The organism is Cellulosimicrobium sp. NPDC055967, assembly GCF_042269845.1.
GTDB lineage: Bacteria > Actinomycetota > Actinomycetes > Actinomycetales > Cellulomonadaceae > Cellulosimicrobium.
Window position 1 is genome coordinate 1 of the sequence record NZ_JBHJYJ010000030.1, and the last position, 8,048, is coordinate 8,048.

8 protein-coding genes are annotated in these 8,048 nt (G+C 75.4%); 4 read left to right on the forward strand and 4 right to left on the reverse strand.

All coding sequences use genetic code 11. The annotated features are described in order from the left end of the window. Window positions 1-84: 84 nt before the first annotated feature. Window positions 85-945, reverse strand: a complete 861-nt coding sequence (locus ACFC2L_RS20080; RefSeq protein ID WP_375826110.1) for a 2-phospho-L-lactate guanylyltransferase — start codon at window positions 943-945, stop codon at window positions 85-87. Beyond that, window positions 938-1,891, reverse strand: a complete 954-nt coding sequence (gene cofD, locus ACFC2L_RS20085) for a 2-phospho-L-lactate transferase (protein WP_375826111.1) — start codon at window positions 1,889-1,891, stop codon at window positions 938-940. The genes ACFC2L_RS20080 and cofD overlap by 8 nt, the downstream gene beginning before the upstream one ends. A 57-nt stretch (window positions 1,892-1,948) precedes the next feature. Here cofD and ACFC2L_RS20090 point away from each other — a divergent pair, with 57 nt between their 5' ends. The 3 genes from ACFC2L_RS20090 (at window position 1,949) to ACFC2L_RS20100 (ending at window position 4,506) form a co-directional block, all read left to right on the forward strand. After that, window positions 1,949-2,269 carry an MTH1187 family thiamine-binding protein gene (locus tag ACFC2L_RS20090; protein WP_375826112.1) on the forward strand — a complete coding sequence of 107 codons (321 nt, stop codon included), beginning with the start codon at window positions 1,949-1,951 and terminating at the stop codon, window positions 2,267-2,269. Between the two features lie 115 nt (window positions 2,270-2,384). Further along, window positions 2,385-3,839, forward strand: a complete 1,455-nt coding sequence (locus tag ACFC2L_RS20095) for a hypothetical protein (RefSeq protein ID WP_375826113.1) — start codon at window positions 2,385-2,387, stop codon at window positions 3,837-3,839. A gap of 55 nt (window positions 3,840-3,894) precedes the next feature. Next, on the forward strand, window positions 3,895-4,506 hold the full coding sequence (locus ACFC2L_RS20100; RefSeq protein ID WP_375826114.1) for an aspartate/glutamate racemase family protein: 612 nt from the start codon (window positions 3,895-3,897) through the stop codon (window positions 4,504-4,506). A 17-nt stretch (window positions 4,507-4,523) separates the two neighbouring features. On the opposite strand, the gene ACFC2L_RS20105 is transcribed toward ACFC2L_RS20100, so the two are convergent. Continuing rightward, window positions 4,524-5,378 (reverse strand): ABC transporter permease, encoded by an 855-nt coding sequence (locus ACFC2L_RS20105; protein ID WP_375826115.1) that lies wholly within the window; start codon window positions 5,376-5,378, stop codon window positions 4,524-4,526. Next, window positions 5,375-6,475 (reverse strand): ATP-binding cassette domain-containing protein, encoded by a 1,101-nt coding sequence (locus ACFC2L_RS20110; protein ID WP_375826116.1) that lies wholly within the window; start codon window positions 6,473-6,475, stop codon window positions 5,375-5,377. The genes ACFC2L_RS20105 and ACFC2L_RS20110 overlap by 4 nt, the downstream gene beginning before the upstream one ends. A 93-nt stretch (window positions 6,476-6,568) precedes the next feature. On the opposite strand from ACFC2L_RS20110, the gene ACFC2L_RS20115 reads away from it, so the two are divergent. Further along, window positions 6,569-7,663, forward strand: a complete 1,095-nt coding sequence (locus ACFC2L_RS20115) for a helix-turn-helix transcriptional regulator (protein ID WP_375826117.1) — start codon at window positions 6,569-6,571, stop codon at window positions 7,661-7,663. Window positions 7,664-8,048 lie beyond the last annotated feature (385 nt).

Genomic DNA, 8,048 nt, shown 5'->3' on the forward strand with positions numbered 1-8,048 from the left:
ACCACGCGACAAGAGGAGCACCCGTCCCGGACGACGGTCCGAGGCGGGTGCTCCAACCTGCCACTTGACAGAACGGCCTACATATCAGGCGTCGCGGTCGCGCAGCGCCGGGACGTGCAGCCCGACGACGGCGCGCGCGTCCGCGGGCAGCTCGCCCCAGTCCTCCACGGTGTCGAGGTCGACCGCGGTGCCCGGCCGCTGCACGACGACGGCCCGCAGCCCGAGCCGCTCGGCCTCGGCAACATGGGCGGCACGGCTCCCCACCCCGAACCGAAACCGAAACCCCGTCACCGGCCGAGCACGAGGTTGCTGTCGTTCTGAGCCGCTCTCCGACAGCAACCCCGTGCTCGACGGCGCGGAAGCCGGGGGATCGAGGACGAGGAGGTTCGTGCCCGCGCCCCGGCGGTCCGTCGCGACGACGACGGGCGCGTCCTCGGCGAGCAGCGCCGCCACGTCCGCGGGCGTGAGCGCGGGGAGGTCGGCGTGCGCGACGAGGAGCCGCACCGGGCCCTCGCTCGACGCGCCCTCGGCCGCGATCTCCCGGCCGACGTCGACCGCCGCGTCCAGCCCAGGCCGGTCCGCGGGCTGCAGCACGATGCGGAGCCGGTCCGCGTCGTCGGTCAGCAGGGGGAGCCCGTCCGACCCGGCGGCGTCCGCCGCGCCGGCGGACTCGTCCACCACGACGTCGCGCAGCGCGCGCCACGTGAACCGCGGGTCCGACGTCACCACGACCACCCGCTCCACGCCGTCGCTCGTGAGCAGCGTCCCCACGACGTGCCGGGCGAGCACGGCGATCAGCCGGCTGCGCGACGCCGGGTCGAGGACGTGCGCGAGCCGCGACTTCCCCGACGACCCGTCACGCAGCGGCACGACGGCGACCACGCGCCCCGGGCGGGCGGGCCCACCCGGGCGAGCGGCGCCGTCGGGCACCACGAGGTCACCCACGAGCAGCGCCCGCCGACGCGAGGAGCGTGCGCGCGAGGCGCTCGCGGCCCGCGGCACCGCCCATGACCGTGTCCGTGACGACGACGTCCATCCCGAGACCCCGCACGGCGTCGGCGAGGTGGGCGTCGTGCTCGTCGATCACCATGACGTCGACGAGCCCGACGTAGAGGCGCGCGACGCCGAGCGCCGAGACCTCGTGCCCGAGCGTCGTGAGGATCTGCGCGGCGGGCCCCTTGATCGCACGACCCCCGACGATCGGGCTCACCGCGACGCGGCGCGCGGACGTCCCGGCGAGCGCGTCCCGGACGCCCGCGACGCCCAGCACCGGCTCGACCGACAGGAACGGGTTCGACGGCGCGACCACGACCACGTCGGCGCCGGTCACCGCGTCGAGCACGCCGGGCGCCGGGCGCGCCGCCTCGATGCCGTCGTAGACGAGGCCCAGCACGTCGTCCGCGTGCCGGCGCCCCACGAAGTACTCCTGGAACCCGAGGCGGCCCGCGGGCGTGTCGACGAGCGTCGCGACGCGGTCGTCGCTGACGGGCAGCACGCGCGCCCGGACGCCGAGCGCCGTCGTGAGCCGCGCGGTCACCTCGGTCAGGGACGCGCCCGCGCGCAGCCCGGCCGTCCGGACCACGTGCGTCGCGAGGTCGCGGTCCCCGAGCGTGAACCACGTGTCCTCGCCGAGCCGGCCCATCGCGTCCAGCGCCGCGTACGTCTCGCCGACCACGCCCCAGCCGCGCTCCTCGTCCGCGAGCCCGGCGAGCGTGTACGTCACGGTGTCGAGGTCGGGCGAGATCCACAGCCCGTGCAGCTCGACGTCGTCCGCCACGTTGACGACGACCGTGAGGTCGGCCCCGGCGAGGTCCAGGCCGTGCGCGAGGCGTGCCCCGCCGACCCCGCCCGCGAGCACGGTCACGCGGTCGGTGCGGTGTTCTGCTGTCACGACGACGAGCCTACGTCGGGGCGGTTCGTGGTCCGCCGCCGTGCCACGATGGGGCCCATGGCCGTCTTCGCCTTCTCCGTCGCCCCGCTCGGTGCCGGCGAGTCCGTCGCGGACTCCGTCGCCGAGGCCGTCCGCATCGTCCGCGAGTCGGGGCTGCCCAACCGCACCACCGCGATGTTCACCGAGATCGAGGGTGACTGGGACGCCGTCATGCCGGTGATCCAGCGCGCCACCGAGGCCGTCGGTGCGGCCGGGCACCGCGTCTCGCTCGTCATCAAGGCCGACATCCGCCCGGGCCGCACCGGGGAGCTCACGGGGAAGGTCGAGCGGGTCGAGGAGCGCCTCGCCGCCGAGTCGGAGGAGACCGGGCACGCCTGACCTGCGGGGTCGCGCGCGGGTGGTTCGACCGGTTCGAGGGACTTGACCGGCGACGTAGGCTATGGCGCAAACGCCCCCGCCCAGGTCGCGTCCCGCTGCAGCAGGAGAACCCCCGATGCCCCTCTTCGAGGTGGACGCCGAGCGTCCCGTACTGGTCCAGCCGCCCCAGCCGGCGGGTGCCTTCGGGACGGACGCGCAGCGGGTCGTGGACGGCAACATCGAGGGGCTGCTGGGCGAGCAGATCTTCCCCGTCGCGCAGGGCACGTCCGACGACGAGCCCCACCTCCTCGCGCTCGACGCCGCCGGTCTCCCGGTCGTCATCGAGGTCACCGCGGAGCTCACGGAGGAGGCCCTCACCGCGGCGCTCAACCACGCCGGCCGGGCCGGGCGCCTCACGCGCGCCGAGCTCGCCGCCCGTTACACCGGCGGCGCCTCGCGGTTCCAGCAGGACGTCGCGGCGTTCTACGACAACGTCCCCCTCACGCGCTCCCAGGCGACCGCGCGCGCGACCGGCGCACGGCTCATCGTCATCTGCTCGAGCGCCGCACCGGGCATCCAGGACGCGCTCGACTTCCTCCGCCAGCCCGGCTCGCCGGTCGCGGTCCTGCGCCTCGGCGTCGTGCAGGGCGCCGACGGCCGCCGCTTCGTCGACGTGTCCCCGCTCGCGATGACGCGCGACAACCCCGCACCACCCGCGGCACCCGAGCCCCGCCGGGGCCGCGCCGTCGCCCCCGGATCCGACTTCGCGGACGGCGTCGCCGTGGGCCGAGCCCTGACCGGCAAGTTTCCCGTGGTGACGCGGCAGGCCGCGCAGTCCCGGGCCGAGCGCCGTCGTGCCGCCGAGCTCGAGCCGCGCGCCCTCCCCGGGATCGCACCCACCGCGGCCGACGAGACCGGCCCGCTGGCCCCGGTCGCCGCGCCCTCGGCGCCGTCGCACGCCGAGCCCCCGGTCCTGGACTTCGTGCCCCTCGACGACCCGCTCACCGCGCGGACCGTGCCCGAGCCCGCGTCCACCGGCTGGGCCGACCGCCGACCCGTCGAGGCCGGCGACGAGACGCCGACCCCCCGCACGTCGATCCTCACCCGCGAGTCCATCCGCACCCGCGAGTCGATCCGGACCCGCGAGTCGTACCTCACCCACGAGTACGGCGAGCAGCGCAGCCCGTCGCGCGAGCAGCCGTACGACCCGCTGTCGTACCACCCGCCGGTCGACCTCGACCCGGCACCCACGCGCGCGTCCGCGAGCCGGGACGTGGTCCCGGCGCCGCCGCCGCCCCCCGTGGACGTGCCGCTCGGCCCCGACGACGACCCCGACCTCGTCGCGCTCGCCCGCGCGTTCGGCACGCCCCGCGAGCTCGTGTGGTCCCGGCCGCGCCGCGGCCAGCGCTTCGAGGCGGTCCTCCAGCCCGACGGCTTCATCGAGCTCTCCGACGGCGCGCGCTACCGCCACCCCGACCTCGCCGCCGTCGCGGTGTCGGGCACCCACACCGCCGACGGGTGGAGCGTCTGGCGCCTCGGCGCCGAGGACGGCCCCACCCTCACCGACGCCTTCCGCGAGCACCACGCCTGAGTCGCGTCGTCGCTCGGGCCACGGCCACGTGATCGGTTTCCTGCACACGGCTGACGTGCATGTCACGACCTTCGGCGCGCTCGTGGACGAGGTCGCGCCGGGGCAGGGGCACGTGCACCGGGTGGACGCGCCGCTCCTGGACGACGCGCGAGCGGGTGCGCCGACGGGCGAGCGGGTCCGGGCGCACGTCGACGCGCTCGTCGCGGCGGGGGCGTCGGTGGTGGTGTGCACGTGCTCGACGCTCGGGCCGGTCGCGGAGAAGGTCGGCCGGGCCGGGGCGCCCGTGCTGCGGGTGGACCGCCCGCTCGCGGAGGCGGCGGTGCGCGACGGCGGCCGGGTCGCCGTGGTGGTGGCGCTCGCCTCGACGCTCGGCCCGACGACGGAGCTCCTGGCCGACGCGGCCGGACGCGCGGGGACGGTGGTCGAGCTGGACACCGTGGTCTGCACGGACGCGTGGGCGGACTTCGAGGCCGGGGACCTCGGCGCGTACCGGCGGGGCGTCGCGGACGCGGCGCGGGACGCCGTCGGGCGGCGGGGAGCGGACGTCGTCGTGCTCGCGCAGGCCAGCATGGCGCCCGCGGCGGCGTTGCTCGCAGACCTTCCGGTCCCCGTCCTGACGAGCCCGGGCAGCGCGGTGGCCCGGGCCGTGGAGCTGGCCCGGGCCTGACGCGAGGATGGACGGGCTCAGTCGCTCGAGCGCACCATGGCGCGGATCCCGACCGCGAGCCCGACGGCGGCCGTCACGGCGGCGGCGACCCAGCCCCACGCGACGGCCGAGGCGGTGAGGTCGCCGGCGAACAGCGCGCGCTCGGCGTCGACGACGTACCGGAGCGGGTTGACGTCGGACGCGACCTGCATCCAGCGGGGCCCGGTCTCGAGCGGCAGGAGCATGCCGGACAGGATCATGAGCGGGAAGATCAGCGTCTGCTGCACGACCCAGAACATCCAGTCCTGCTTGCGCACCGCGAGCGCGAGCGCGTAGCTGAGGGACCCGATCCCGACGCCGAAGACGGCGAGGAGCGCGAGCCCGACGACGGCGCCGGCGGGGTGGAGCGCGAACCCGAACGGGAGCATGACGAGCACGACGACGACCGACTGCGCGACGATCGGGACCATCTCCTTGAGCGCGCGGCCCACGAGCAGCGAGGCCCGCGAGAGCGGGGCGACGAGCATGCGCTCGTGCGCGCCCGTCTGGAGCTCGACGAGCAGGTTCGCCCCGGTCGTGGTGGTCCCGAAGAGCGTGGTCATGACGAGGATGGACGGGACGAACCACTGCCAGACGTTGCCGCCCAGGACCTCCTGCCCGGTCGTCGTGCCGCCGAGCGACCCGACGAGCAGGGGGCCGAACAGGGCGAGGAAGACGATCGGCTGGACGAGCCCGAACAGCACGGAGAACGGGTCGTGCAGCACGGGCCGCAGCTCGCGGACGAGCACGATCCCGGTGTCGCGCGCGAAGGCGGCGGGCCCGCGGCGTGCGCGCGGGCGGGCGGGCGCCGGGTGCGGGGCGACGGTGGTGGGGGCGAGGTCGACGGTGCTCATGCTGCGGTCCTCTCGGTGGGGCGGGTGTCCTCGGCGGGGGCGTCGGTGGCGGAGGCGGCGCCCGCCTCGCGCAGGCTGCGCCCGGTGAGCGCGAGGAAGACGTCGTCGAGCGTGGGGCGGTGCACCTGCGCGGTCTCCACGTCGATGCCGTCCGCGTCGGCGGCGCGGAGCAGTCGGGGGAGGTACGCGTCGCCGCGCTCGGCCCGCACCTCGAGCGTGGGCCGGTCGCCGTGCCCGACGGCGGGGGCGGCGTCGGGCGTGCGGGTCGCCTCGCGGAAGCCCTCGACGCGGCAGGCGAGCGCGACGAGCCGCGATGCGTCGTCGTGCGCGTGACCGGGCTCGTGACCGTGCGGGGGCGCGAGCGTGACGACGACGCGGTCCCCGGCGAGGTCCGCCTTGAGGTTCTCGGCGGTGTCGTCGGCGATGACCTGGCCGTGGTCGACGACGACGACGCGCTCGGCCATGGTGTCGGCCTCGTCGAGGTAGTGCGTCGTGAGGACGATGGTCATGGGCTCGCCCGTCGCCGCGAGCGCGTCCTCGCGCATGCGCAGCACGTGCTCCCACAGGTTCGCGCGGTTGTGGGGGTCGAGGCCGGTCGACGGCTCGTCGAGGAACAGCAGCGACGGCGCGTGCACGAGGCCCATGGCGACGTCGAGCCGGCGACGCTGCCCGCCGGAGAGGTCGGAGACCTTGCGCGTGCGGTACGACGCGAGCTCGAGGGAGTCGAGCAGCTCGTCGGCGCGGCGTCGTGCGGTCCGCCGGTCGAGGCCGTGGATGCGGCCCTGGCTGGTGAGCTCGTCGACGGCGCGCTGCGCGTGGCCGGCGCCGTTGCCCTGCCCGACGTAGCCGATGCGGTGCCGGACGGCGTCGGGCTCCGCGACGACGTCGTGCCCCGCGACCGTGGCGGTCCCCGACGTGGGGCGGACGAGCGTGGTGAGCATGCGGAGCGTGGTCGTCTTGCCGGCTCCGTTGGGGCCGAGGACGGCGACGAGCTCGCCCGGCGCGACGTCGAGGTCGATGCCACGCACGGCGTGCACCGTGGCGCTCGCGTCGCGCCCGACGGCGAAGTCCTTGGTCAGTGCTCTGGTGCGGATCACGGTGGCTCCTCCTGGGTGTGCTGATGCGTCGAGACCGACGTTCCCAGGGGTAGAGGACAGGTTCGGTCCTCTACTCCGTGCGACCCTGAGGACATGCTCGAGACCTCAGGACGACTGCTCCGCCTGCTCTCGCTGCTCCAGGCGCGCCGGGACTGGCCGGGGCCCGCGCTCGCCGAGCGGCTCGAGGTCAGCCCGCGCACCGTGCGGCGCGACGTCGACCGGTTGCGCGAGCTCGGCTACCCGGTGCGCGCGATCAAGGGGCCCGACGGCGGGTACCGGCTCGACGCCGGGGCGGACGTGCCGCCCCTCCTGTTCGACGACGAGCAGGCGGTCGCCGTCGCGATCGCGCTGCGCACGGGGGCGCTCCCGGGCGTGGAGGACGCCGCGGCCCGCGCGCTCGCGACGATCCGTCAGGTCATGCCCGCGCGGCTGCGCACGCGCATCGACGCCCTGGAGGTGACGGCGGTGCCGGGACGGCGGGAGCGGTCGCTCCCCGCCGTGCGACCCGACGTGCTCCTGACCGTGGGGGCCGCCGCCAGCGGACAGCGTGTGCTCCGGTTCGACTACGACGGCGGGACGGGCGAGGTGCTCCGGGCGCCGGGGAGCGGGGAAGGGGAGGGCTTCCGCGCGCCGCGTCGCGTCGAGCCGCACCACGTCGTCACGTGGGGCGGCCGCTGGTACCTCGTGGCGTGGGACCTCGACCGGGACGACTGGCGCACGTTCCGCATCGACCGGATGGCACCTCGCGAGGGCGTCGGGGCGCGGTTCGAGCGGCGCAAGCTCCCCGCCCCCGACGTGGCGACGTTCGTCGCCGAGAGGTTCACGCAGCCGGAGATGCCCGCGCGGGGGACGGTCGAGCTCGAGCTCGACGCCGCCGTCGTCGCGGCGTGGGCCGGGACGGGCGCCCTCGTCGAGGCGGTGGGGGAGGGGCGCTGCCGGCTGACCGCCGGCTCGTGGTCGTGGGGTGGGCTCGCCGCCTGGTTCGGCATCTTCGACGCCCCCTTCACCGTGGTCGGGCCGGCCGAGCTGCGCACGGCGATGACCCGCCTCGCGGTGCGGGCGACGACGGCGGCCGGGACCGCGGGGACGGGCGCTGCCTCCGCAGGGGAACGCCCCGCGCGAGGGGCGGCGCGCACCGGTCGTGCCGCCCCGGAGGAGAGTGGTCCGGGTCACGACGGCGCGAGTTGACCTCCTGGCCCGCGACCCCGTAATGTTCTCGAGGTCGCCCGGCAGGGAGGAACAGACACCACGGCACAGCTCCTCGGAGCAGATGCGAAGTGGCTGGTCCCCCGGGTGAAACTCCCACCAGATTTCTCGGAGCACAGTGCTGCGCCGTGAGTAAGGTGAGGGTGTCTGGATCAGGTACATTTCTGAACGGAAATCCGGTTTTCACCGGTCCGGGACGAACGGCCGGGTCTGGTAGGATTCAGAACGAAGGAAGCGCCCCGCGCAAGGGCCTCGGGAACGAGGTCGGAGGCGGTGTGTGTCGGTTGTTTGAGAACTCAACAGTGTGCTTGTTAGTCAATGCCAATTTTTGTCCCTGTGGCATGGCTGGCTGTTCTTGCCCGTCCGG